Origin of the sequence: Kitasatospora sp. NPDC096140 (assembly GCF_040303045.1) — a bacterium.
Classification (GTDB): Bacteria; Actinomycetota; Actinomycetes; order Streptomycetales; family Streptomycetaceae; genus Kitasatospora.
Genome location: NZ_JBEOUW010000058.1, coordinates 21,810 through 45,485 on the forward strand (window position 1 = coordinate 21,810; position 23,676 = coordinate 45,485).

A 23,676-nucleotide genomic window follows, 5' to 3' on the forward strand; every position below is an offset into this window, starting at 1 on the left:
GGGTGTCGGCCCCCCCCGGCCCCCCCCCCCCGGCCGCCCCCCGCCCCCCCCCCCCCCCCCCCCCCCCCCCGCGGGGGGGGCCCCCCCCCGCCCGGCGCCGGACCCCGACGGTCGCTGCCCGCAGGTCAGTTGTGGGCGTGCAGGTCCGCGTTCAGGCCGCCCCAGGAGCCGGAGCGGGCGATGACCTCGACCGCGCCGGTCTGCGAGTTGCGACGGAACAGCAGGTTGTCCTGGCCGGACAGCTCGACGGCCTTGGCCACCGTGCCGTCCGGCGTGGTGACCCGGGTGCCGGCGGTGACGTAGAGGCCGGCCTCGACCACGCAGTCGCTGCCGAGCGAGATGCCGATGCCCGCGTTGGCGCCGAGCAGGCAGCGCTCGCCGACCGAGACGACCTGCTTGCCGCCGCCGGACAGGGTGCCCATGATCGAGGCGCCGCCGCCGATGTCGCTGTGGTCGCCCACGACGACGCCCGCGCTGATCCGGCCCTCGACCATGGAGGTGCCCAGCGTGCCGGCGTTGAAGTTGACGAAGCCCTCGTGCATCACGGTGGTGCCGACGGCCAGGTGCGCACCGAGCCGGACGCGGTCGGCGTGGGCGATGCGCACACCGGTCGGGGCGACGTAGTCCGTCATCCGCGGGAACTTGTCGATCCCGTAGACGGCCAGCTGGCCGCCCTGGGCGCGCACCGCGAGGCGGGTCTGCTCGACCTTGTCCACCGGGACGGGGCCGATGCTGGTCCACGCGACGTTGGCCAGCAGGCCGAAGATGCCGTCCAGGTTCTGGCCGTGCGGCTTGACCAGGCGGTGGCTGAGCAGGTGCAGGCGCAGGTACACGTCGTGCGTGTCGAGCGGCTTCTCGTCCAGCGAGGCGATGGTGGTGCGCACGGCGACCACCTCGACGCCGCGGCGCGCGTCGGCGCGCAGCGCCTCGGCCGCGCCGGCGCCGAGCTCGGCCTCGGCCTGCTCGGCGGTCAGGCGGACGGTGCCGGCCGGGCCGGGCTCGGCGGCCAGCGCGGGGGCGGGGTACCAGGTGTCGAGGACGGTGCCGTCGGCGGCGATGGTGGCCAGACCGGTGGCCACGGCGCCGGTCGCCGGGGAGGTGGATTCGAGCGAGGTGGATTCAGCAGTCACATCGTGCACGTTAGCCAATGCGGGGCCCCGGTGCCGAACACGCCCACCGTGCGGACGTGCCCGACGGACGTCCCGGCCACCGGGGTGCCGGCCGGGAAAACCCGGTGCTCAGGGCCGGGACGCTGGGCAATACTTCGGCGGGTGTTCATGTCGATCTCCACCACCGGCAGCGCCGAGAGCCCGGCGACGGATCTCGGGTTCCTGCTGCACAAGCATCCCGGCAAGGTCCAGCGGTTCGCCACGTCGCACGGTGAGGCCCACGTCTTCTACCCGCAAGCGGGGGACGAGGTCTGCACGGCGGCGCTGCTGCTGGACATCGACCCGGTCGCACTGGTCCGCAAGGGCCGGGGCGACGGCAAGGGGCGCGGCGGCTCGCCCGACTTCGCGCTCGCCCAGTACGTCAACGACCGGCCGTACGCCGCGTCCTCGCTGCTCGCGGTGGCGCTGCGGACGGTGTTCCGGTCCGCGATGAAGGGCGCCTGCCCGGTCCGCCCCGACCTTCCGGGGCAGGCCCGTCCGCTGCGGATCGAGCTGCCCGCCGTGCCCGCGAACGGCGCGGGCGAGGGCGGCGGTCCGGGCATGGTGACCCGGCTGTTCGAGCCGCTGGGCTGGCGGGTCGAGGCGGCGGCGATCCCGCTGGACGAGGCGTTCCCGGAATGGGGCGACTCCCGGTACGTGCGCGTCGCGCTCTCCTCCGACACCGTGCGGCTCGCCGACGCGCTCCAGCAGCTCTACGTGCTGCTGCCGGTGCTGGACGGCGCCAAGCACTACTGGGTCGCCCCGGACGAGGTGGACAAGCTGCTCGCCGCCGGCGAGGGCTGGTTGGCCGTCCACCCGGAGCGGGCCCTGATCGCCCGCCGCTACCTCGCCCGGCGCTGGTCGCTGACCAGGGCCGCGATGGAGCGCCTGGAACTGGCCCGGCTCGCGGAGGCGGACGACCGCGAGGTCGAGGAGATCGACAACGCGGTCGACGACCGGCCCGCGGAGGAGCACGGCCGGGCCCACGGCGCCGAGAACGGAGCGGAGAGCGCCGCGGCGAACACCGCGGCGAACACCGCGGCGAACACCGCGGAGAACGGCGCCGAGAACACCGCGGAGCCCGTGCAGCCCCGTCCGCCGTCCCTCGCCGAGCAGCGCCGCACCGCGATCCTCGACGCCCTGCGCGAGACCGGCGCCGCCCGCGTCGCCGACCTCGGTTGCGGCCAGGGCGAGTTGATCGGCGAACTGCTGAAGGACGCCCGTTTCACCGAGATCCTCGGCGTGGACGTGTCCGTGCGGGCGCTGCAGGCGGCGAACCGCAAGCTGCGCCTGGAGCGCCTGCCCGAGCGGCAGGCGGCCCGGGTGAAGCTGGCGCAGGGTGCGCTGACGTACACCGACGTCCGGCTGAAGGGCTTCGACGCCGCGGTGCTGTGCGAGGTGATCGAGCACCTGGACCTGCCGCGACTGCCCGCCCTGGAGTACGCCGTGTTCGGTGCCGCCCGGCCGAGGGCCGTCGTGGTCACCACGCCGAACGCCGAGTACAACGTCCGCTGGGAGACCCTGCCGGCGGGCAGCGTCCGGCACGCCGACCACCGCTTCGAGTGGTCCCGCGCCGAGTTCCGTGCCTGGGCCGAGAAGGTCGCGGCCGCCTACGGGTACGCCGTGGTGCTGCGCCCGGTCGGCCCGCAGGACGAGGAGGTCGGCGCACCGACCCAGCTCGCCCTGTTCACCACCGCGACCGAGCCCGCGGCCGTCACCACCCCGGCCACCGGCGACGCAGACACCCGCATGGCCGCCACCCCCGAACCGTCCGCGCCCGCCGAACCGGCCGCCCCCGAACCGCCTACGACCAGCGACCAGACGACGCCCGAAGGAGGCGAACCCCGATGACCGACGCCGCAGCCGACGGAACCACCGAGAGCACGACCCCCCGCCGCCTCCCCGTCACCGATGTCTCCCTCGTCGTCCTGATCGGCACCAGCGGCGCGGGCAAGTCCACCTTCGCCCGCCGCCACTTCCTGTCCACCCAGGTCGTCTCCTCCGACTTCTGCCGCGGCCTGGTCGCGGACGACGAGAACGACCAGTCCGCCTCCGCCGAGGCCTTCGACCTCCTCCACTACATCGTCGGCAAGCGCCTGGCGGCCGGCCGGCTGACGGTCGTGGACGCCACCAACGTCCAGCCCGAGGCACGTCGCCAGCTGGTGCGGATCGCCCGCGAGCACGACGTGCTGCCGATCGCGATCGTCCTGGACGTCCCGCCGGGGGTGTGCGCCGAGCGCAACCGTTCCCGCCCGGACCGCCAGCTGCCCGCCCACGTGATCCCGCGGCAGAACCGCGAGCTGCGTCGCTCCCTGCGCGGGCTGGAGCGCGAGGGCTTCCGCAAGGTGCACATCCTGCGCGGCGAGGCCGAGGTGGCCTCCGCCGAGATCGAGCTGGAGAAGCGCTACAACGACCTGCGCCACCTCACCGGCCCGTTCGACATCGTCGGCGACATCCACGGCTGCCGGTCCGAGCTGGAGACCCTGCTCACCCGCCTCGGCTACACCCTGACCCGGGACGAGCAGGGCCGCCCGGTCGACGCCGCGCACCCCGCGGGCCGGACCGCCGTCTTCGTCGGCGACCTGGTCGACCGCGGCCCCGACACCCCGGGCGTGCTGCGCCTGGTGATGGGCATGGTGGCGGCCGGCCACGCGATCTGCGTGCCCGGGAACCACGAGAACAAGCTCGGCCGGTCGATGGACGGCAAGAAGGTCACCGTCTCGCACGGCCTGCAGGAGTCGCTGGACCAGCTGGCGGGCGAGTCGGAGGAGTTCAGGACCGAGGTCCGCGCGTTCATGCGCGGTCTGGTCAGCCACTACGTGCTGGACGGCGGCGCCCTGGTGGTCTGCCACGCCGGTCTGCCGGAGCGGTACCACGGTCGCAACTCGGGCCGGGTCCGCTCGCACGCGCTGTACGGGGAGACCACCGGCGAGACCGACGAGTACGGCCTGCCGGTGCGCTACCCGTGGGCGGAGGAGTACCGCGGCCGGGCGCTGGTCGTCTACGGCCACACCCCGGTGCCGACCGCGAGCTTCGTCAACAACACCATCTGCCTGGACACCGGCTGCGTCTTCGGCGGCAGCCTGACCGCGCTGCGCTACCCGGAGCGCGAGCTGGTGAGCGTCGAGGCGGAGCGCGAGTGGTACGCCCCGGTGCGTCCGATGATCACCGACGCGCCGGGTTCCCGTGAGGGCCGCCCGCTGGACCTCGCCGACGTGGCCGGGCGCCGGATCGTGGAGACCGGCCTGCACGGGCGGGTCGCCGTCCGGGAGGAGAACGCGGCGGCCGCGCTGGAGGTGATGAGCCGCTTCGCGCTGGACCCGCGGCTGCTCGCCTACCTGCCGCCGACCATGGCGCCGAGCCCCACCTCCCGCCGGGACGGCTACCTGGAGCACCCGGAGGAGGCCTTCCTCGCCTACCGCGCGGACGGCGTGCGGCACCTGGTGTGCGAGGAGAAGCACATGGGCTCGCGCGCGGTGCTGCTGGTCGCCCGGGACGGCGCCGCACTGGAGCGCCGCTTCGGGGTGGCCGGCCCCGGCGCGATCTGGACCCGCACCGGCCGCGCCTTCCTCCACGACGACGGGCTGACCGCCGCCGTGCTCGACCGGGTGCGGGAGGCCGCCGAGCGCGCCGGCCTCTTCGGGGAGCTGGGCACCGACTGGCTGCTGCTGGACGCCGAGCTGATGCCGTGGTCGCTGAAGGCGGTGGAGCTGCTCCGCCGTCAGTACGCGGCGGTCGGTGCGGCGGCGGGCGCCGCCCTGCCGGAGGTGCTGTCCGCGCTGGAGCGGGCGGCCGGGCGCGGCCTGGACCTGGCGGACCTGACCGCCCGCCAGCGGCAGCGCTCCGCCGACGCGACCGCGTTCACCGAGGCGTACCGGCGCTACTGCTGGCCGACCGAGGGCCTGTCGGGAATCCGGCTGGCGCCGTTCCAGCTGCTGGCCGCCGAGGGGGCGAACCTCGCGGTGCGCCCGCACGACGTGCACCTGGCCTGGATCGACCGCCTGGTGGCCGCCGACGCCGACGGCGCCGACGCCACGGAGGGGAAGGAGCCGGTGCTGCACCGCACCGGTCGGATCCTGGTGGACACCGAGGACGAGGCTTCGACGGCCGCCGCCACCGCCTGGTGGGAGGAGCTGACCGGGGCGGGCGGCGAGGGCATGGTGGTCAAGCCGCTGGCCTCGCTGGTGCGGACCTCGCGCGGCGAGGGCCGTCCGGGTGGCCTGGTGCAGCCCGGGGTGAAGGTCCGCGGCCGGGAGTACCTGCGGATCATCTACGGCCCGGACTACACCGAGTACCTGGACCGGCTGCGGCAGCGCTCGCTGGGCCACAAGCGCTCGCTGGCGTTGCGCGAGTACGCGCTGGGCCTGGAAGCGCTGGACCGGCTGGCGGCCGGGGAGCCGTTGTGGCGGGTGCACGAGCCGGTGTTCGCGGTGCTGGCGCTGGAGTCGGAGCCGGTCGACCCGCGCCTGTAGCCGTGCCGCGACCCCGCCGGGGGAGCAGGGTGGAGGGGAGTCCCGGAGAGCGGGGCTCCCCTCCATCGCCCCGTCCTGTATAGAAATTCCGAACATCGTATACACTTGCCAGCCTTCCCCCCTCGTCCCGTCACCCCAGGAGCCCGGCATGGCCTTCAACCTCCGGAACAGGCACTTCCTCAAGGAGCTCGACTTCACGCCCCAGGAGTTCCGCTTCCTGGTGGACCTCGCCGCCGGGCTCAAGGCGGCGAAGTACGCGGGCACCGAGCAGCCCCGGCTCCGCGGCAAGAACATCGCGCTGATCTTCGAGAAGACCTCCACCCGCACCCGCTGCGCCTTCGAGGTCGCCGCCCACGACCAGGGCGCCACCACCACCTACCTGGACCCGTCGGCCTCGCAGATCGGCCACAAGGAGTCCATCAAGGACACCGCCCGGGTGCTCGGCCGGATGTTCGACGGCATCGAGTACCGCGGCCACGGCCAGGAGGTCGTGGAGGAGCTCGCCGCGCACGCCGGCGTCCCGGTCTGGAACGGCCTCACCGACGAGTGGCACCCCACCCAGATGCTGGCCGACGTGCTCACCGTCACCGAGCACACCGTCAAGCCGCTGACCGACGTCGCCCTCGCCTACCTCGGCGACGCCCGCTCCAACATGGGCAACTCGCTGCTGGTCACCGGCGCCCTGCTCGGCATGGACATCCGGATCGTCGCCCCGCGCGCGCTGTGGCCGACCGAGGACGTGCAGAAGTCGGCGCAGGCCCTGGCCGAGTCGACCGGCGCCCGGATCACCCTGACGGAGGACGTGGCCGAGGGCGTGGCCGGCGTCGACTTCCTCTACACCGACGTCTGGGTCTCGATGGGCGAGCCCAAGGAGGTCTGGGCCGAGCGGATCGAGCTGCTCAAGCCCTACCAGGTCTCCATGGAGACCGTCCGGGCCACCGGCAACCCGACCGTGAAGTTCCTGCACTGCCTGCCCGCGTTCCACGACCTCGGCACGGTGCTCGGACGGCAGATGTACGAGGCGACCGGCATGACCGAGCTGGAGTGCACCGACGAGCTGTTCGAGTCGCCGCACTCCATCGTGTTCGACCAGGCCGAGAACCGCCTGCACACCATCAAGGCGGTCCTGGTCGCGACCCTCGGCTCCTGAAGCCTCGGGCCTGGGGCCCGGACCCGCAGGAGCCCGGGCCCCGAGACCCCGTGAGGGTCAGCGCTCCAGCTTGACGCAGGCCACCCGGTCGCCCGCCCCGCGCGGGCCGGCGACCGGGGTGCCCGCGTGCAGCACCAGCGAGCGTGCCTCCCCCGGCCGCGGCTGCCAGTCCACCGCGGTGGTGGCGGTGCCCTTGCCGTGCCCGTCGGTGCGCAGCACCAGCCGCAGCTCGTTGCGCTCGTTGGCGTACGCCGGGTCGGTGGACGGCTGCACCGGGTCCGTCACGTCCTGGTAGTGCGGCCCGGAGGACGCCGGGTCGGCCCCGCAGCCTCCGGTGTGCAGGTGCGCCGGGAACCGGTGGTCGGGAGCGAGCCCGGACACCGTCAGGGTGAGCACCGTCCGCCCGGGCGCCGAGCGGTCGGTGACGACCACGGCGTGCGAGCCGTACGGCACCAGGTCGGCCGCGTAGCTGACGGCGGACGGCGGGACGAAGGCGGTGGCCGGATCGAAGTCGGCCTCGACGACGGAGACCGGCGAGGCGGCGGGGGTGAGCAGGGCCAGCGGCAGCAGGGCGGCGGCGAGCGGAGCGGTCATCGGTCGGGCCTTCCACGGGGCAGGGCGACGGTCACCCTGCTAACGGCACCGGCCCGCGCAGGACACCGCACGCAGGACACCGCGCACCGCACGCAGCACAGCCCACACCGCGCGCAGCGCACCGCACGCAGGACAACCGCGGGAAGGACAACCGCGGGAAGGACGCCGCCCTCAGGCCGGCTCGCGCCGGATCCCCCGGATCTCGCAGCGCGGCCCGCTGGCCCGCATCAGCCGCAGGTCGGCCGTGACCAGTGGCGCCCCGTACCGCTCGGCGACCGCGACGTACGCGGCGTCGTCCGGGGTCAGGTTGTCCTTGAGCTCCCAGATGCGGCCGAGCAGCGGCGCCACCTCGACCTTGCGGATCGCCACCGCGGCCAGCTCGCCGGTGAGTTCGGCGACCCGCGCGGCGGTCAGTTCCTTCGCCAGGTAGAGGCCGCGCAGCGACTGCATCACCTCGACCACGATGTGCTCGGGCGCCACCCACTCGCTGTCGGAGGCGAGTTCGGCCCGGGCGGCGGCCCCGCGCGGGCCCTCGTCGGCCAGCGCCAGCACCAGCGCGGACGCGTCCACCACGATCATCGGAGGCCCCCTCTGCCTGTCACGTCACGGGCCACCGTACCGGCCCCGGACCCGGCCGGCGGAGGCGGACGGGGCGCGGGCCCGTCCCGCCGACCGCGGCGGATCAGCGCCCGAGCAGGAACCCGGCGAGCACCGAGGCGGCGTTGGCGGTGGCGGAGGCGGCCCAGGGCGCCGCGGTGCGCGGCGGCAGCCCGGTGAGGGGCGCGAGCAGGGCGCCCTCGACCAGGCAGACGCCGGCCTCGCCGAGCCCGAACGCGGTCCAGTACGCTGCGGCGGGCCCGGCGGCGTACGGCCGCAGGGACCACCAGAGCAGCGGGTGCGTCAGCAGGTTGACCAGGACGGCGGCACCGGCGGCCCGGGACGGCCGCAGCCCGCCCGCCCGGGTGAGCGCGACGGTGTAGACGGGGACCTCGACCAGCAGGGTGAGGGCCAGGGCGAGGACGTAGGGCACGGCGGGGATCGTGCCACGGGGAGGGGACCATGGCCACCGGGGTCGTAACCGCACCGGCGTCGCCGGCCGCGCCGGTCTGGCCCGGGCCCGGGCCGGCCGTCCGGCTGGGCGTCGCGCCGTTCGCGGGGTTCGCGCTGTCGGCCGCCCTGGCGCTGGTGACCGCCCTGCGGGCGCCGACCGGGCTGGCGGTGCTGGGCCTGGCGGCCTTCGGCCTGCTGCACAACGTGCTGGAGCTGCGCTACGTGGCGGGCCGGTTCGCCGTCGTCCTGGCCGGCCCGCTGCTGCGGCTGCTGCTGGCGCTGGTGACCGGCATCGTGCTGTGCCGCCTGCTGCCGCCCTCCCGGGCCGCCCAGACGGCGGAGATCCTGCTCGCGTACGGCCTGCTGGCGGCGGCGTGCCGGTACGGGTTGCGCGGCCGACCGCGGCTGCTCGCCGGGAGCGCGGTGCTGCTGGTCGGGGCCGGTGCGGCTTCGCTGTCCTTCCCCGCGTACCACTTCGTGGTGCTGGCCCACCTGCACAACGTGGTGCCGCTGCTGTTCCTGGCCGAGTGGTCGCGTCGGCTGCCGCGGGGGCGGTGGGCGTTCCTGGCGTTGCAGTCCGGCTGGGTGCTGCTGGTGCCGGCCCTGCTGCTGAGCGGCCTGCTGGACGGGCTGCTGTCGCAGCGGCCCGGCGGCTGGACGGACCGGCTGGCGGCGGCCTACACCCCGCCGGCGCTGCTGACGCCGGAGGCGGGCCTGCGCTTCCTGGCGGTGTTCGCCTTCCTGCAGACGATGCACTACGTCGTCTGGGTCTGGTTCCTGCCCCGGTACGCGCCGGAGGCGGCGGAGCGGTTCGACGCCCGGGTGCCCGCGCTGCGCGGCGGGCGGGCGTGGGCGCTGGGTGCGGGGGCCGGCGCGCTGCTGGCCCTGCTGTTCGCGCTGGACTACGCCGAGGGCCGGTCGTTGTACGCGGCGCTGGCCGCCTATCACGCCTACCTGGAGTTCCCGGTGCTGCTGATGCTGGTGCTGGGCCTCGGCGCGGGCCGCTCGGAGGCCGGGCGGCCGCCGGGTGGACCGCAGGAGAACGCACAGGGAGCGGAGGTGAAGACATGAGGACGATCCTGCTGGCCGACATCGCCCCCTCGCCGACCGACGGTTCCGGTGGTGAGCTTGTGGTGGTGCTGCTGATGGCGGCGGCCGTGGTGGCGGGAGCGGTCTGGCTGATCAGGCTGGAGCGCAAGCGGCGCGGCCCGGACGACCAGTGAGCCACGGCATGCACTATGGTTTATCTCGACATCGAGATAACTGCCCCTTACGATATATCTCGACATCAAGATACTTGCCGAGAGGCGCTCACCGGCGATGCGGGCAAGGCAAGCCTAACTAAGGCTGACCTTACCACCGCGTGGCGGCCGGATATCGCACGAAGCACCCAGAAGGAGTCAGTCGTGTCCGCGAACAGCTTCGACGCCCGCAGCTCGCTGCAGGTGGGCGACGAGTCGTACGAGATCTTCAAGCTCTCCGCCGTCGAGGGTTCCGAGCGGCTGCCGTACAGCCTCAAGGTGCTGCTGGAGAACCTGCTCCGCACGGAGGACGGCGCGAACATCACCGCCGACCACATCCGGGCCCTCGGCGGCTGGGACGAGAACGCCCAGCCGAGCCAGGAGATCCAGTTCACCCCGGCCCGCGTGATCATGCAGGACTTCACCGGCGTGCCGTGCGTGGTCGACCTCGCCACCATGCGTGAGGCCGTCAAGGAGCTGGGCGGCGACCCGGCCAAGATCAACCCGCTGGCCCCGGCCGAGCTGGTCATCGACCACTCGGTCATCGCCGACAAGTTCGGCACCAAGGACGCGTTCACCCAGAACGTCGAGATCGAGTACGGCCGCAACAAGGAGCGCTACCAGTTCCTGCGCTGGGGCCAGACCGCCTTCGACGAGTTCAAGGTCGTCCCGCCGGGCACCGGCATCGTCCACCAGGTGAACATCGAGCACCTGGCCCGCACCGTCATGGTCCGCGGCGGCCAGGCGTACCCCGACACCTGCGTCGGCACCGACTCGCACACCACCATGGTCAACGGCCTGGGTGTGCTGGGCTGGGGCGTCGGCGGCATCGAGGCCGAGGCCGCGATGCTCGGCCAGCCGGTCTCCATGCTGATCCCGCGCGTCGTCGGCTTCAAGCTGACCGGCGAGCTGCCGGCCGGCACCACCGCCACCGACCTGGTGCTCACCATCACCGAGATGCTGCGCAAGCACGGTGTGGTCGGCAAGTTCGTCGAGTTCTACGGCGACGGCATCGGCTCCATCCCGCTGGCCAACCGCGCCACCATCGGCAACATGTCGCCGGAGTTCGGCTCGACCTGCGCGATCTTCCCGATCGACGCCGAGACCATCAACTACCTGCGTCTGACCGGCCGCGACGAGCAGCAGCTCGCCCTGGTCGAGGCCTACGCCAAGGAGCAGGGCCTCTGGCACGACCCGTCGGTCGAGCCGGTCTACTCCGAGTACCTGGAGCTGGACGTCTCCACCGTCGTCCCGTCGATCTCCGGCCCGAAGCGCCCGCAGGACCGCGTGATCCTGGCCGAGGCCGCCGAGAGGTTCGCCGAGGCGCTGCCGACCTACTCCGCCGAGGCCTCGAAGCCGACCGCCGTCACCGCCCCCGACGGCTCGACCTACGAGATCGACAACGGCGCGGTCGTGATCGCCTCGATCACCTCCTGCACCAACACCTCCAACCCCTCCGTCATGCTGGGCGCCGCCCTGCTGGCGAAGAAGGCCGTGGAGAAGGGCCTGCACGTCAAGCCCTGGGTCAAGACCACCCTGGCGCCCGGCTCCAAGGTCGTCATGGACTACTACGAGAAGGCCGGCCTGCTCCCGTACATGGAGAAGCTGGGCTTCAACCTGGTCGGCTACGGCTGCGTCACCTGCATCGGCAACTCGGGCCCGCTGCCCGAGGAGGTCTCGGCCGCCGTCAACGAGTCCGACCTCGCGGTCGTCTCGGTGCTCTCCGGCAACCGCAACTTCGAGGGCCGGATCAACCCCGACGTCAAGATGAACTACCTGGCCTCCCCGCCGCTGGTGGTCGCCTACGCCCTCGCCGGCAACATGAACATCGACATCACCAAGGACGCCCTGGGCCAGGACGCCGACGGCAACGACGTCTTCCTCGCCGACATCTGGCCGTCCGAGCAGGAAGTCGCCGACACCGTCGCCGGCTCCATCGACGAGGCGATGTTCGACAAGGGCTACCAGGACGTCTTCGCCGGCGACCACCGCTGGCAGTCGCTCCCGGTCCCGACCGGCAACACCTTCGAGTGGGACGCCGAGTCCACCTACGTCCGCAAGCCCCCGTACTTCGAGGGCATGGCCAAGACCCCGAGCCCGGTGACCGACATCGCCGGCGCCCGCGTCCTGGCCAAGCTGGGCGACTCGGTCACCACCGACCACATCTCCCCGGCCGGCAACATCAAGCCGGGCACCCCGGCGGCGCAGTACCTGACCGCCAACGGTGTGGAGAAGCGCGACTTCAACTCCTACGGTTCCCGTCGTGGCAACCACGAGGTGATGATCCGCGGCACCTTCGCCAACATCCGCCTGCGCAACCAGATCGCGCCGGGCACCGAGGGCGGCTACACCCGCGACTTCACCCAGGCCGACGCGCCGGTGTCGTTCATCTACGACGCCTCGCAGAACTACCAGGCCGCCGGCACCCCGCTGGTCGTCCTGGCCGGCAAGGAGTACGGCTCCGGCTCGTCCCGCGACTGGGCCGCCAAGGGCACCGCGCTGCTCGGCGTCAAGGCCGTCATCGCCGAGTCCTACGAGCGCATCCACCGCTCGAACCTGATCGGCATGGGCGTCCTGCCGCTGCAGTTCCCGGAGGGCGAGAACGCCGACTCCCTCGGCCTGACCGGCGAGGAGACCTTCTCCTTCACCGGCGTGACCGAGCTCAACGAGGGCCGCACCCCGAAGACCGTCAAGGTCAAGGCCGGTGACAAGGAGTTCGACGCGGTCGTCCGCATCGACACCCCCGGTGAGGCGGACTACTACCGCAACGGCGGCATCCTGCAGTACGTGCTGCGCTCGCTGATCAACGGCTGAGCTCCGGCATAGCGCCCGAAGGGGCCGGACCGCACCACGCGGTCCGGCCCCTTCCGCATGCCGCACCGGCCCTGCGCACCGCGCCGGCCGGACCGGCCCCCTTGTGCGGTGAGCGGCGGATGGACTAAACCTCTGTCCCATCTGGTCCAGACCATTTGACGCCGCTTCAGAGAACAGGTCCGGTATGCCCACTCGCGCCTCAGCCCTGCTCGCCGCCGCCACCGTCGCCGCGCTGCTCGCCGCCACCGCCCCCGCCTCCGCCTCCGACGGGCGGCACGGCCCGAAGCCGAACGGCCAGCGGGTCGGCTACTTCACCCAGTGGGGCGCCGACAGCTCCGCCAAGCGGGTCCAGGAGACCGGCCAGGCGGCCAAGCTCACCGTCATCAACTACGCCTTCGGCAACGTCTCCGCCGACGGCACCTGCTTCCAGACCAACGACGCCGGCCAGGGCGACGCCCACGACGACTACCAGCGCGCCTTCTCCGCCGCCGAGTCGGTGGACGGCGTGGCCGACGCCCCGGAGCAGGAGCTGAAGGGTCACTTCAACCAGCTGCGCAAGCTCAAGGCGAAGAACCCGCAGCTGCGCACGGTCATCTCGCTGGGCGGCTGGAGCTGGTCCAGGTACTTCTCGGACGCGGCCGCCACCGACGAGGCCCGCAAGAAGTTCGTCTCCTCCTGCATCGACCTCTACCTCAAGGGCGACGTCCCGGTCCTGGCCGGCTCCCCGGAGGGCGGCAGGGGCGCCGCCGCGGGCGTCTTCGACGGCATCGACATCGACTGGGAGTACCCGGGCGGCGGCGGGGACGCGGGCAACGTCGTCCGCCCCGAGGACGGCCGCAACTTCACCCTGCTGATGCGGGAGTTCCGCCGCCAGCTGGACGCGCTGAGCGGGAAGAAGGGCAAGCACTACCTGCTGACCGCCGCCGTCGCCGCCAACGAGACCGTCGCCGACCGGCTCGAACTGCCCGAACTGAGCCGGTCGGTGGACTGGCTCAACCTGATGGCCTACGACCTGCACGGCCCCTGGGAGGGCAAGGGCCCGACCGGCCACCAGGCCAACCTCTACTCCGACCCGGCCGATCCGGACCCCCGGCAGCGCAGCGCCGACCAGGCCGTGACGCACTACCAGGAGCGCGGCCTGCCCGCCGGACAGCTCGTCCTCGGCGCCCCGCTCTACGGCCACGGCTGGACGGGAGTCGCCGCCGGCCCGCGCGCCGGCCTCTTCCAGAGCGCCACCGCCGCCGCGCCCGACCGCTCCTACCGGGAGGTCGAAGCGCTGCCGGGCACGGTCCACGTGGACCGTGACCACGGCGCGTCCTGGAAGTACGACGGCACCACCTTCTACAGCTACGACACCGCCGAGGTGCTCACCCGGAAGGCCCGCTACGCGCGGTGGAACGGCCTGGGTGGCGTGATGGTCTGGTCGCTGGACGGGGACGACGCCCGGGGCAGCGCCATCGCCGCCCTGGACCGCGGCCTGCGCCGCGACTGACGTCCGCGCACGACTGACGTCCGCGCACGACCCGCGCGACCACGCACGACCCGCGCGACCGCGCGAAGGGCCCGCCGTGACGAGCACGGCGGGCCCCGGGTTCCGCGGGCTCAGGCCCGGTCGCAGGCCTGCGCCCGCAGCGCGCGGGCCAGGTCGTCGCGGCGCTCCAGCACCAGGCGGCGCAGCGCCGGCGCGGCCTGCGGGTGCCCGTCCAGCCAGGCGTCGGCCTCGGCCAGGGTCTGCTCGTCGGTCTGGGCGCTCGGGAAGAACCCGCTGACGAAGCGCATCGCGATCTCGATGGTCCGCTCGGCCCAGATCCTCTCCAGCAGCTTGAAGTACGGGGCCGCGTAGAGGGCGGTCAGGTCGCGGTGGGCGGGCAGCGCGAAGCCCGCGATGTCGGCCTCGACCAGGGCGTTCGGCAGCTCGTCCGAGTCGACCACGGCCGACCAGGCGGCGGCCTTGGCCTCCGGCGTGGGCCGGGCGGCCAGGCACTGGGTGTACTGGCGCTTGCCGCTCGCGGTGTTGTCGGCGGCCAGCTCGGCGTCCAGCTCCTCGTCGGTGGCCTGGCCGGCGGCGGCCAGGGCCAGCCACAGCGACCAGCGCAGCTCCTGGTCGACGTCCAGGCCGTCGATCCGGGCGCTGCCGGCCAGCAGGCCGCGGACCAGGCCGAGGTGCTCGGCGCCGCCCGCGGTCTGGGCGAGGAAGCGGGCCCAGGCCAGCTGGTGGTCGCTGCCGGGGACGGCGTCGCGCAGCTCGCGCAGGGCGCCGTCGGCGAGCAGCCGGCCGCCCTCGCCGCGCCAGGCCGGGTCGGCGTACAGGTCGACGGCGGTCTTGGCCTGGGCGTGCAGCGACTGCAGCACGCCGATGTTGCCCTCCTGGCCGGCGAAGCGCAGCACCAGGGCGACGTAGTCGCGGGCCGGCATGAGGCCGTCCCGGGTGAGGTTCCAGACGGCGGACCAGGCCAGCGCGCGGGCCAGCTGGTCGTCGATGTCGCCGAGGCCGGTGCGCAGGGCCTCCAGGGAGTCCTCGTCGAAGCGGATCTTGCAGTAGGTCAGGTCGTCGTCGTTGAGCAGGACGAGCGCCGGACGGGGCTTGCCGGCCGCCGCGGTGACGACGGTGCGGGCGCCGGTGACGTCCAGCTCGATCCGCTCGGTGCGCACCAGGGCGCCGTCGGCGTTCCGGTCGTACAGGCCGACCGCGACGCGGTGGGGGCGCAGCACCTCCCCGTCCTGCAGGACGGCCAGTTCGGTGATCCGGCCCTCGGCGTCGCTGGTGACCTGCGGGGTGAGCGCGTTGACGCCGGCGGTCTGCAGCCAGGCGGCGGCCCAGGCCTTGAGGTCGCGGCCGCTGGTCTCCTCCAGGATGTCCAGCAGGTCGGTGAGCTCGGTGTTGCCGAAGGCGTGGCGCTTGAAGTAGCGGCGGGCGCCCTCGAAGAAGGCCTCCGAACCGGCGTACGCCACCAGCTGCTTGAGGACGGAGGCGCCCTTGGCGTAGGTGATGCCGTCGAAGTTGAGCTTGGCGTCCTCCAGGTCCCGGATGTCCGCGGTGATTGGGTGCGTGGTGGGGAACTGGTCCTGTCGGTAGGCCCAGGCCTTGCGCTGGTTGGCGAAGGTGACCCAGGCGGAGGAGTAGCGGGTGCGGGCGCCGATCAGGCCGTAGGAGCCCATGAAGTCGGCGAAGGACTCCTTCAGCCACAGGTCGTCCCACCAGCGCATGGTGACCAGGTCGCCGAACCACATGTGCGCCATCTCGTGCAGGATGACGTTGGCCCGGCCCTCGTAGGCGGCGTCGGTGACCTTCGAGCGGAAGACGAACTCCTCGCGGAAGGTGACGCAGCCGGGGTTCTCCATCGCGCCGATGTTGTACTCGGGCACGAACGCCTGGTCGTACTTGCCGAAGGGGTACGGGTAGTCGAACTCCTCGTGGAAGAAGTCGAGTCCGAGCTTGGTGACGCCGAGGATCTCGTCCGCGTCGAAGTACGGGGCGAGGGACCGGCGGCACATGGCGGAGAGCGGGATCTCCAGGGTGCTGCCGTCGGCGAGCTCGCGGCTGTAGTGGTCGCGGACGACGTGGTACGGGCCGGCGACGACCGCGGTGAGGTAGGTGGAGATCGGCTTGGTCGGCGCGAACTCCCAGGTGCGGGCGCCGTCCTCGGCGGTGACGTCCTCGTGCGGGGCGTTGGACCACACGTCCCAGGCGGCCGGGGCGGTCACCGTGAAGGTGAACGGGGCCTTCAGGTCGGGCTGTTCGAAGGTCGCGAACACCCGGCGGGCGTCGGCCGGCTCGTAGTGGGTGTAGAGATAGGTCTCGCCGTCCACCGGGTCGACGAAGCGGTGCAGGCCCTCGCCGGTGCGGCTGTAGGCGCAGTCCGCCTCGACGGTCAGCACGTTCTCGGCGGCGAGGCCCTCGACGTGCACCCGGGCGCCGTCGTAGGCGGTGGCCGGGTCGAGGGCGCGTCCGTTGAGGGTGACCGAGCGGACGGCCGGGGCGAGCAGGTCGAGGAAGGTGTCCGCGCCGGGCTGGGAGCAGCGGAACGTGATCGTGGTGGTGGAGCGGAAGGTCGAGGCCGCCCGGTCCGGGGCCGAGGTCACGTCCAGCCGGACCCGGTAGCCGTCCACGGCCAGGATGCTGGCCCGCTGCTGGGCTTCGTCGCGGCTGAGGTTCTTGCCCGGCACGGCGGTACTCCTTTGTCCGGCTCGCACGGTGGTGCGCGTGTGGGTGGTGCGGTCTCGGTGCGCGGTGTCGTCCGTGCACGCGGCACCATCCTGTCACGCTCCGGGCCGCCGGTACCATTGCACAGACCGACGCGTCCGCGGCGGAATCAGCGGCGTCCGGCGGGTGTTGGGCTACACGGGGAACACACCCCTGCCCGGATCACCTCACGAAGGACGACACGCAGTGACTGCTGCCGCTGAGCGCAAGACCGCCGACTTCTGGTTCGACCCGGCCTGCCCGTGGGCGTGGATGACCTCCCGCTGGCTGATCGAGGTTCAGCAGCTGCGTCCGGTCGACGTGCGCTGGCACGTGATGAGCCTGTCGGTGCTGAACGAGCACCGGGACCTCCCGGACAACTACCGCGAGCTGCTGAACAACGCCTGGGGCGCGGTGCGGGTGTGCATCGCCGCCGCCGAGAAGCACGGTGAGGAGGTGCTCGGCCGGCTCTACACCGAGCTGGGCGTGCGCTTCCACAACCAGGGCCTCCCGCAGAACCGCGAGACCATCGAGGCCGCCCTGGTGGCCGCCGGCCTGCCCGTCGAGCTGGCCGACGCGGCCGGCACGGACATCCACGACGAGGCCCTGCGCGCCTCCCACAAGGAGGGCATCACCCTGGTCGGCGAGGACGTCGGCACCCCGGTGATCGCCGTCGAGGGCGCGGACGGCGAGCGGGTCGCCTTCTTCGGCCCGGTGGTCACCCCCGCTCCGAAGGGCGAGGCCGCGGCCCGGCTGTGGGACGGCACCCTGCTGGTGGCCTCCACCCCGGGCTTCTACGAGATCAAGCGCACCCGGACGGCCGGCCCGTCCTTCGAGTAGCCCCGCAGTCGCAGTCGCAGTCGCCGTCGGTGCGGTCCTTGCCGTCGACGACTGCGGCGACGCGAAGGGGCCCGGTACCGCAAGCGGTACCGGGCCCTTTTCGGTGTCCGGGCTCAGCGGGCGGCGGCGTCCCGGCGCTGCTTGAGCAGTCCGGCGCCGGTCAGCGCCGCGACCAGCACCCCGGCCGCGTACAGCTGCTCCCGGTTGCCCTCGGTGGTGGTCATCAGCGCGAGGATGCCGGCGACGGCGGCCATCGCGACCCACGTCAGGTACGGGTAGCCCCACATCTTCACGGTGAGCAGCTCGGGCGCCTCGCGCTCCAGCCGGCGGCGCATCCGCAGCTGGACCACGCAGATGAACAGCCAGACCACCAGGATCGCCACACCGGTGGTGTTCATCAGCCAGGTGAACACGGTCTCCGGCCAGAACTTGGCGGCCAGCACGGCGCCGAAGCCGAACAGGCAGGAGGCCAGCACGGCCCGGCGCGGCACCCCGCCGCTGACCTTGGCCAGCACCTTGGGGCCCTGGCCGCGGCCGACCAGCGAGTACGCCATCCGGGAGGCGCCGTAGATGTTGGCGTTCATCGCCGACAGCAGCGCTACCAGCACCACGACCTGCATGATCGCCCCCGCGCCGGGCACCCCGAGGTGGCGCAGCACGGTGACGTACGGGCCGTCGGTGACGACCGACGGGTCCTTCCAGGAGACCAGGGTGACCACCAGGGCCATCGAGCCGATGTAGAAGATCGCGATCCGCCACACCGCGGTGCGCACGGCGTTGGCGACGTTCTTCTTGGGGTCGTCGGACTCGGCGGCGGCGATGGTGACGGTCTCCAGACCGCCGTACGCGAAGACCGAGGCGAGCAGGCCGACGATCAGTCCGCTGACGCCGGTGGGCAGGAAGCCGCCGTGGCCGGTGAGGTTGTCGGCGCCGGGGGCGCCGGGGCCGATCACCCCGGCGATGCCGAGCCCGCCGAGGACCAGGAAGGCGATGATCGCGGCGACCTTGATCGTGGCGAACCAGAACTCGAACTCGCCGAAGTTCTTCACCGCGGTGAGGTTGCTGGCGCAGAAGAAGACCATGAACAGGGCGACCCAGACCCAGGAGGAGACGCCCGGTATCCAGCCGTTGACGATCTTCCCGGCGGCGGTGGCCTCGGCGGCGACGCCGCAGCAGAGCATCACCCAGTACATCCAACCCGCGGTGATCCCGGCCCAGGGGCCGATCTCCTTCTCGGCGTGCACCGAGAACGAGCCGGAGGCGGGGCGGGCCGCGGACATCTCGCCGAGCATCCGCATGATGAGCATGACGAGCAGGCCGGAGAGCACGAAGGCCAGGATGATCGCCGGGCCGGCGGCCGCGATGCCCGCGCCGGAGCCGACGAAGAGGCCCGCGCCGATCACCCCGCCGAGGGCGATCATCGACAGGTGGCGCTGCTTCAGCCCGTGCGAGAGCTGCTGGCTTCCCGGCGCCGACTCGGTGGCGTCGGTGGTCCCGGGCGCCGTGGGCGCGGAGGTGGGGGCCATAGGGGTGCTTCCAGACTGTGCGGTATGCGACATGAGTTGTCCAATATCCGGGGACACCTCTGCCCATGCCAAGAATGTCCGGCCCGGGCCCACATTGCGGACCGGGCGGGCACGCCGGGTGCCGTCGCCGTGACCGTGTGTCACTTCGGGCCGGATCCGACAACGCCCGAGGGCGGGGCTTTGTCCGAAACCGTGCCGCTCGCGCAGTGGATCACCGCGTAGGTTCACAGGTGTTCACCCACTTGGAGCCCACGGAGGATCCCCCGATGGCCACCGCCACCACCCCGATACCGCACCGCGCCGTCCTCGCCGACCTGCTGCCCGCCGCCGCCACCCGCATCGGCGGCCAGGTCCGCGACCTGGCCCTGGTGGCCGGCGGCGCCGCGCTGACCGGAGTGGCCGCCCAGCTGTCGGTGAACGTCCCCGGCTCGCCGGTGCCGGTCACCGGCCAGACCTTCGCCGCCCTGCTGGTCGGCACCGCGCTCGGTGCCCGCCGCGGCGCCGCCTCGCTCACCCTCTACCTGCTCGCCGGCGCGGCCGGCCTGCCCTGGTTCGCCGAGGGCACCTCCGGCTGGGCGATGCCCTCGTTCGGCTACGTGCTCGGCTTCGTCCTCGCCGCCGCCCTGACCGGCGTGCTGGCCCGCCGCGGCGCCGACCGCACCCCGGTGAACACCGCCGTCACCATGGCCCTCGGCAGCCTCGCCGTCTACGCGGTCGGCGTCCCGTACCTGGCCCTCGCGCTGCACGTGCCGCTCACCCGCGCCGCCGAGCTCGGCCTCTACCCGTACCTGGTCGGCGACGCCCTCAAGGCCGCCCTCGCCGCGGGCGCCCTGCCGCTGGCCTGGAAGCTCCTCGGCCGCCGCTGAAGCCCCGCCGAAACCCCCGCTGAAACCCCCGCTGAAGCCCCCGTTGTCGGGCCCGGGCGCACGCGCATGCCACACTCGTGCCATGCGCGTGTACCTGGGCTCCGACCATGCCGGATACGAACTGAAGAACCACCTCGTGGAGTGGCTGAAGGGGGCCGGCCACGAGCCGGTCGACTGCGGGCCGCACATCTACGACGCCGAGGACGACTACCCGCCGTTCTGCCTGCGCGCCGCCGAGCGCACCGCCGCCGACTCCGAGGCCCTGGGCATCGTGATCGGCGGCTCGGGCAACGGTGAGGCGATCGCCGCCAACAAGGTCAAGGGCGTCCGGGCCGCGCTGGCCTGGAGCACCCAGACCGCCGAGCTCGGCCGTCAGCACAACAACGCCAACGTGATCTCCATCGGCGGCCGCATGCACACGCAGGAGGAGGCCACCGAGTTCGTCGAGATCTTCCTCAACACCCCCTACAGCGGCGAGCCGCGGCACACCCGCCGGATCGAGATGCTGAGCGAGTACGAGACCACCGGCGAGCTCCCGCCGATCCCGGCCCACCACCCCCAGGGCTGATCCACCCACCCCTCCTCCCACGGCCGGCCGCGCACCCCGCGCGGCCGGCCGCCGCCGTCCCGGGCACCCCGACGGACCCGTCCGACCTGTGGGATCGGCCACAGCACCCGGCGCGCGGACCAGCCCGTGCGCGGGGTGCACACGCCACCCGCCCGTTCCGTACGCCCAATCGGCGCAGGCCTCCTGACGGCGCGCCCGCAACCGTTCCGATCGGCCGAAACCCGCTGAGCGCCCCGCGCACCGGCGCACCCGCCCGCGTCCGGGCCGTCGACGCCGGGCCGTGCCCGTGGATAGGGTCGGTCCCCATGGCTGGCAGACCGCCGGGCGCACCGCCCCAGACGACTGCGACGAGGCCCGGCGCCACCCCCGCGTCCGAGCCCGTGACGGCCCGGTTGCGCAAGAGGCTCCGCCGGGTCCGCCGAAGGCTGCGCACGGCCGGTGTGGACTACTTCCGCGGCGGCGCCGCCGACTGGCCGGTGCTCTGCGCGCTCGCCCTGCTCGTCCCCCTGCTGATCCTGCTCAACATCTGGCTCCCCGACTGGGCCCCGCCCACCTCCCTGGTCCTGCCGATCCTGGCCGGCGCCCTGCTGCTGCGCCCGGGCAGCCTGGTGGTGCTCTACGCGCTGGCCGCGCTCGGCCTGTCCGCCGAGTCCGTGATCCACACCGGCCAGCGGGTCGCCAGCGACAACCCGGAGGCCTACGTCTACGGCGTCACCCCGGGCGCGGCCCTGGTGGTCGGCGCCGCCGGGGTGGGCGGCCTGCTGCTGGCCCAGTTCCGGGCCCGGGTCGGCGTGCCCTGGTGGGGCGGCTCCACGATGCTCTTCGACCTGCGCGAGCGGCTGCGGGTGCAGAGCCGGGTGCCCGCGCTCCCGGTCGGCTGGCACGCGGACATGGCGCTGCGCCCGGCCGGCGGCCAGTCTTTCTCCGGGGACTTCGTGGTCGCCGCCCGCACCGGCCCCGGCCAGCGCCTGCTGGAGGTGGTCCTCGCGGACGTCTCCGGCAAGGGCATGGACGCCGGCTCCCGCGCGCTGCTGCTCTCCGGCGCCTTCGGCGGCCTGGTCGGCTCGCTGCCCGCGCACGACTTCCTGCCCGCCGCCAACGGCTACCTGCTGCGCCAGTCCTGGGAGGAGGGCTTCGCCACCGCCGTCCACCTGGTGCTGGACCTGGACACCGGCGAGTACGAGCTGCTGTCGGCCGGGCACCTGCCGGGCATGCAGCGCGTCGCGGGCGCCGGCCGCTGGGAGGTCAAGGAGGCCGACGGCCCGCTGCTCGGGATCTACGACGGCGCCAAGTTCGAGGGCGTGCGCGGCCGGCTCAACCGGGGCGACGTGCTGATGCTGTGCACCGACGGCATGGTCGAGGCGCCCGGCCGGGACCTCACCGAGGGCATGGACCGGCTGATGGGGGAGGCCGACCGGCTGGTGCCGGGAGGCGGTTCGGGCGCGGGCGCCGGGGCCGCCGCCGCGCTGATCGAGACGGTCGCGCGGGACATCAACGACGACCGCGCGGTGCTGCTGCTCTGGCGCGACTAGCGCGGCCGGGCGCGGCCGGGGGAGGCGGGCCGTTCGCGCGCGTGAGCCGTCGACGGCCCGGCCACGGGTGACGCGGCGGCACATGCCGGGGGCAGTGACTGTCAAGTCCGGCAGCTGATCTTCGGCCAAATCGGACGGCCCGTCGGCGGACCGGACCAGCGGCTTCCGTTAACCGCCCCCGACCGTTTCCCGGCCGCTCAGCACGGCCCCGCCGACGATTCGTCAGGACGACTCGGCTATCGTCCCGGTCGGCGGAAACTCGTCCCGCAGCGCAGGATATCGGCGTTGGGCCGACTGTCAGACCTTTACGCAATCGGCACGGTCGACCACACTGAGTCCGGGCGGGACTGTTCAGGATTCGGGGGATAGGGGGCGTCACGTGCGGCACGACAGACAGCGGTCGATCGTGGGCTCCCTCACCGGCGGTGTGTCGGACGGTCCGCGATTCCGCCTCGGGACCGTGGGACATGCCGGGGTCCGGCTTTCGCTGGTGTCGCCGGGTGGTGGCACCCCGCTATGAAAACGAGGAAGTGAGTCCGGGTGGCACTCTCCGTCTCCGCGCTGGTCCTGTTCGCGATCCTGAGCATCATCTTCATCCGCAACAAGCAGATGAAGATCCCGCACGCGATCGTCGCCGCCCTGTTCGGCTTCATGCTGCACGAGACCACGGTCGCGACCTCGATCAACTCCCTGCTGGCCAACCTCGCGCACAGCATCTCCAGCATCACCGGAGGCTGACCCGACCGGGCCGTCCGCACCCCCGCCCGGGGGTCACCGGCCGGCCCGTCTGGCCTGCCGCCAGCGAGCGAACAAACCCCGGGGCCGCGCTGCCGCCGGGGCCGGAACGCGCATCGGTGCGGGTGCCACGGCACCCGCCGGTGCGGCCTGCGCCGGTTCCTCCCGTTCGGCCGCCAGCAGGACGAACAGCCGCGCCCAGCACAGCCGTTCACCCCGTGGCCAGTCCAGCGCGCGCAGCGCCGCCGAGGCCGCCTCGGACACCTCGCCGCCCACCCGGACCTCGGCGACGTCGTCCCCCGCCTTCCCGCCCAGGAAGAGCTTCACCCCGACCGGGCCCGGCCCGGACAGCTCCGAGCGCAGCGCCGGCGCCAGCGCCGGCAGCACCCGGTTCTCGGCGAGCCAGCCCGCCAGGTGCTCGTTGCCGAAGCCGAACACCGCCGCCGGCCCCTGGACCGCCCGCCAGCCCGGGAGTTCGGGCAGGTCCGGGTGGTCGGCGTGCACCCCGCGGCCCTCCGCCAGCTCGACCAGCACCGAGGCGGTGGTGGTCGCCCACATCTTCACCGCGTTGGCGAGCTTCTCCTCCTCGGTCTTGCCGAGACCGGCCGCGCAGTCCCACACCACCGGCGCGTCCGCCCGGCCGAGCCGCAGCACGAAGCCGAGGTCCACGTGCCCGGTGCCGTCGTGCCCCGGGTGCTCACGCACCGCCACCGCCGTGGTGCCCGGGCCGCGCACGACCTCGCCGTCCAGGCGGAACACCTGGCCCAGCCGCGCCATCTCCCGCACCACGCAGTGCTGTATGACGGCCAGTCGCTCCTGCGGACGCACCGGGACTCCTCCACCTCGGGAGCGCGGCCGCTGAGCTCGCGCTCGAACTGCGCTCGAACGGGCCCGAGGCTATCGGCCCGGCACCCAACCGGGAAACCATCCGGACCGCCCGGCCCTCCGGTCGCGGAA

General features: G+C 73.2%; 19 protein-coding genes. 12 read left to right on the top strand and 7 right to left on the bottom strand.

Annotated elements, in window-relative coordinates:
* Positions 1-125 precede the first annotated feature (125 nt).
* Positions 126-1,130: a 2,3,4,5-tetrahydropyridine-2,6-dicarboxylate N-succinyltransferase gene (gene dapD / locus ABT048_RS37300; RefSeq protein ID WP_350526065.1), complete on the bottom strand. Its 1,005-nt coding sequence runs from the start codon at positions 1,128-1,130 to the stop codon at positions 126-128.
* A gap of 141 nt (positions 1,131-1,271) precedes the next feature.
* On the opposite strand from dapD, the gene ABT048_RS37305 reads away from it, so the two are divergent.
* From ABT048_RS37305 to argF, 3 genes are all read left to right on the top strand, one after another.
* Positions 1,272-2,999, top strand: coding sequence for a 3' terminal RNA ribose 2'-O-methyltransferase Hen1 (locus tag ABT048_RS37305; protein ID WP_350526066.1), 1,728 nt, complete (start codon positions 1,272-1,274; stop codon positions 2,997-2,999).
* Positions 2,996-5,620 carry a polynucleotide kinase-phosphatase gene (locus ABT048_RS37310; RefSeq protein ID WP_350526067.1) on the top strand — a complete coding sequence of 875 codons (2,625 nt, stop codon included), beginning with the start codon at positions 2,996-2,998 and terminating at the stop codon, positions 5,618-5,620. The genes ABT048_RS37305 and ABT048_RS37310 overlap by 4 nt, the downstream gene beginning before the upstream one ends.
* Positions 5,621-5,768: 148 nt before the next feature.
* Complete coding sequence (gene argF, locus ABT048_RS37315; protein ID WP_350526068.1) at positions 5,769-6,770, top strand: ornithine carbamoyltransferase; 1,002 nt, start codon at positions 5,769-5,771, stop codon at positions 6,768-6,770.
* 57 nt (positions 6,771-6,827) lie between these two features.
* Here argF and ABT048_RS37320 read toward each other — a convergent pair whose 3' ends face one another.
* The 3 genes from ABT048_RS37320 to ABT048_RS37330 form a co-directional block, all read right to left on the bottom strand.
* Entirely contained in the window at positions 6,828-7,364 is a 537-nt protein-coding gene (locus tag ABT048_RS37320) for a superoxide dismutase family protein (RefSeq protein ID WP_350526069.1), read from the bottom strand.
* Positions 7,365-7,535: 171 nt separating this feature from the next.
* Positions 7,536-7,943 (bottom strand): type II toxin-antitoxin system VapC family toxin, encoded by a 408-nt coding sequence (locus ABT048_RS37325; protein ID WP_350526070.1) that lies wholly within the window; start codon positions 7,941-7,943, stop codon positions 7,536-7,538.
* Positions 7,944-8,046: 103 nt separating this feature from the next.
* Entirely contained in the window at positions 8,047-8,394 is a 348-nt protein-coding gene (locus ABT048_RS37330; protein ID WP_350526071.1) for a hypothetical protein, read from the bottom strand.
* A 29-nt stretch (positions 8,395-8,423) separates the two neighbouring features.
* Here ABT048_RS37330 and ABT048_RS37335 point away from each other — a divergent pair, with 29 nt between their 5' ends.
* The 4 genes from ABT048_RS37335 to ABT048_RS37350 all read left to right on the top strand — a co-directional run bounded on the left by ABT048_RS37335 (position 8,424) and on the right by ABT048_RS37350 (position 13,961).
* The gene (locus tag ABT048_RS37335) at positions 8,424-9,485 is read left to right on the top strand and encodes a hypothetical protein (protein WP_350526072.1); all 1,062 of its coding nucleotides are present in this window, start codon (positions 8,424-8,426) and stop codon (positions 9,483-9,485) included.
* Entirely contained in the window at positions 9,482-9,637 is a 156-nt protein-coding gene (locus ABT048_RS37340) for a hypothetical protein (RefSeq protein WP_350526073.1), read from the top strand. The genes ABT048_RS37335 and ABT048_RS37340 overlap by 4 nt, the downstream gene beginning before the upstream one ends.
* A gap of 183 nt (positions 9,638-9,820) precedes the next feature.
* Positions 9,821-12,469: an aconitate hydratase AcnA gene (gene acnA / locus ABT048_RS37345; protein ID WP_350526074.1), complete on the top strand. Its 2,649-nt coding sequence runs from the start codon at positions 9,821-9,823 to the stop codon at positions 12,467-12,469.
* A gap of 184 nt (positions 12,470-12,653) precedes the next feature.
* Positions 12,654-13,961, top strand: a complete 1,308-nt coding sequence (locus ABT048_RS37350) for a glycoside hydrolase family 18 protein (RefSeq protein WP_350526075.1) — start codon at positions 12,654-12,656, stop codon at positions 13,959-13,961.
* Between the two features lie 110 nt (positions 13,962-14,071).
* Here ABT048_RS37350 and pepN read toward each other — a convergent pair whose 3' ends face one another.
* Positions 14,072-16,636 carry an aminopeptidase N gene (gene pepN / locus ABT048_RS37355; RefSeq protein WP_350526076.1) on the bottom strand — a complete coding sequence of 855 codons (2,565 nt, stop codon included), beginning with the start codon at positions 16,634-16,636 and terminating at the stop codon, positions 14,072-14,074.
* 223 nt (positions 16,637-16,859) lie between these two features.
* Here pepN and ABT048_RS37360 point away from each other — a divergent pair, with 223 nt between their 5' ends.
* Positions 16,860-17,492 carry a mycothiol-dependent nitroreductase Rv2466c family protein gene (locus ABT048_RS37360; protein WP_396551692.1) on the top strand — a complete coding sequence of 211 codons (633 nt, stop codon included), beginning with the start codon at positions 16,860-16,862 and terminating at the stop codon, positions 17,490-17,492.
* Between the two features lie 113 nt (positions 17,493-17,605).
* On the opposite strand, the gene ABT048_RS37365 is transcribed toward ABT048_RS37360, so the two are convergent.
* Positions 17,606-19,018 (bottom strand): amino acid permease, encoded by a 1,413-nt coding sequence (locus ABT048_RS37365; RefSeq protein ID WP_350526077.1) that lies wholly within the window; start codon positions 19,016-19,018, stop codon positions 17,606-17,608.
* A 266-nt stretch (positions 19,019-19,284) separates the two neighbouring features.
* Between ABT048_RS37365 and ABT048_RS37370 the strand changes: the two genes are divergently transcribed.
* The 4 genes from ABT048_RS37370 (at position 19,285) to ABT048_RS37385 (ending at position 22,722) form a co-directional block, all read left to right on the top strand.
* On the top strand, positions 19,285-19,884 hold the full coding sequence (locus tag ABT048_RS37370) for a biotin transporter BioY (RefSeq protein ID WP_350526078.1): 600 nt from the start codon (positions 19,285-19,287) through the stop codon (positions 19,882-19,884).
* Positions 19,885-19,966: 82 nt separating this feature from the next.
* The gene (locus tag ABT048_RS37375; RefSeq protein ID WP_350526079.1) at positions 19,967-20,452 is read left to right on the top strand and encodes a ribose-5-phosphate isomerase; all 486 of its coding nucleotides are present in this window, start codon (positions 19,967-19,969) and stop codon (positions 20,450-20,452) included.
* 305 nt (positions 20,453-20,757) lie between these two features.
* On the top strand, positions 20,758-21,984 hold the full coding sequence (locus ABT048_RS37380; RefSeq protein ID WP_350526080.1) for a PP2C family protein-serine/threonine phosphatase: 1,227 nt from the start codon (positions 20,758-20,760) through the stop codon (positions 21,982-21,984).
* 540 nt (positions 21,985-22,524) lie between these two features.
* Positions 22,525-22,722: a hypothetical protein gene (locus tag ABT048_RS37385; protein WP_030058274.1), complete on the top strand. Its 198-nt coding sequence runs from the start codon at positions 22,525-22,527 to the stop codon at positions 22,720-22,722.
* 33 nt (positions 22,723-22,755) lie between these two features.
* Here ABT048_RS37385 and ABT048_RS37390 read toward each other — a convergent pair whose 3' ends face one another.
* Positions 22,756-23,547: a DUF6348 family protein gene (locus ABT048_RS37390; protein ID WP_350526081.1), complete on the bottom strand. Its 792-nt coding sequence runs from the start codon at positions 23,545-23,547 to the stop codon at positions 22,756-22,758.
* Between the last annotated feature and the right edge of the window lie 129 nt (positions 23,548-23,676).